The organism is Peribacillus sp. NPDC056705 (genome assembly GCF_043656335.1).
The window spans coordinates 1-1,537 of sequence record NZ_JBHTYI010000163.1 but is presented as its reverse complement, the minus strand read 5'-3'; the positions used below and the strand labels follow the sequence as shown (position 1 = coordinate 1,537).

The 1,537-nt window shown below is 50.2% G+C and carries 2 protein-coding genes; one reads left to right on the top strand and one right to left on the bottom strand.

The features are described from left to right. Nucleotides 1–254 precede the first annotated feature (254 nt). A complete protein-coding gene (gene mobA, locus ACFRAK_RS28530; protein WP_394573121.1) occupies nucleotides 255–890 on the top strand; it encodes a molybdenum cofactor guanylyltransferase in 636 nt (211 codons plus the stop codon). 29 nt (nucleotides 891–919) lie between these two features. On the opposite strand, the gene ACFRAK_RS28525 is transcribed toward mobA, so the two are convergent. Continuing rightward, on the bottom strand, nucleotides 920–1,537 hold a 618-nt coding region (locus ACFRAK_RS28525; protein ID WP_394573120.1), incomplete at its 5' end, for a radical SAM protein.

Here is a 1,537-nt window from a genome sequence, read left to right as displayed (position 1 = left end):
ACTTGAGCGATGCTAATGAAGGTTGGTCTTTATCCATATTCCGCAAGTAGGTCATTCCTTTCAAACCGAATGCAATCCATAATACGGCCTTCGTTTAAACCGCTTTCCCTTCAATGTATCACGCATTGAAAAGGGATACAAACCATCTTTTTTATGATTTTCCATTAATCTGACGATTACCCTATAAACTGAACATCGTTTGTTCAAACAAACAGAACAGGAGGTATACCAAGAAAGAGTTGGATCAGGAGTCTGTGGCACAGCGTTATGAGGTGACCGGTATCGTGCTTGCAGGAGGTGATTCTCGGAGGATGGGAACGAATAAAGCGATGCTAATGGTGGATGGTGTTCCGTTGATCGAACGAACGGTACGATCCTTGAAGTCGATCTGCAGCCGCGTGCTCATATCGACCAATACGCCCGATAGATATGCATTCCTCGGTTTGGAATGTATACAGGATGTATATGAGCGTAAGGGGCCGATGGCGGGGCTGCATGCCGCATTATTAGCATCAGATACCAACTGGAACGTGGTCGCGGCGTGCGATATGCCGTTTATCCAGACGTCATTCCTTGCGGCACTGCTGGAACTGGCCGATACCACAGCAGGTTGCGAAGCGGTCATTCCATTAGTGGATGGAAGATACCATCCGTTATTGGCGGTGTATCATCGCAGCGTAGGAGGAAGCCTCGCACTTAAGCTGCAGCATGATGAGCTTCGAATGATGAGTTGGATCAGTCATCTACGAACCGTAACCGTGGATGAAGAACGTTTATCGAGATTGACCGGTATGGATCCTCGGAAGGTCCTGTTCAATCCGAATGCCAGAGTGGACTTGGAAGCTGCACAAGTACTTATAGGACCGAATATTACAATAGAACCCTTCTGACCATCAATGGACGAGAAGGGTTCTATTGTTTACCCGCCGATCTGGGACATGCGTCTCACAGTAGGAGTGTGGCTCTGTGCTTTCTTCTCCAGTGCCAGCGCCATTTCATGGTTAAGCGGCTTGGCACCGAGCGCTTTACGGAACAGGTTGGCGACCGCTGCCGGGTCATCGATTATCCGGCGAACATTGTACTCATCCGACCAATATAGACAAGCTTTGATATGCCCGTCTGCCGTCAATCTCAGGCGATTGCAGGCATCACAGAAATGATCGCTGACCGGATGAATCAGGCCGAACGTACCGCGTGCCCCATCTACCCTCATATTACGCGAGGGTCCGTTACCGGAGGGTCCTGGCTCGTCTTGAATGTTCCAGCCCGCTTCCTCGCATACCTCCGCTACCCGGCTGAGAGGTAAGTACGTATCTCTCCAAGAGTCGGTCGCATGCCCGATCGGCATGTATTCAATAAAGCGAACATGCAGCGGCCGCTTCAATGTTAGCGCAATGAAATCCTTGATTTCATCCTCATTGAATCCTTTCATCAGCACCATATTCAGCTTGATCGGATCGAGTCCGGCAGCGTATGCGGCTTCGATGCCCTCCAGCACTCTATGGACGTTCCCTCCGCGAGTGATGCGTGCATAACG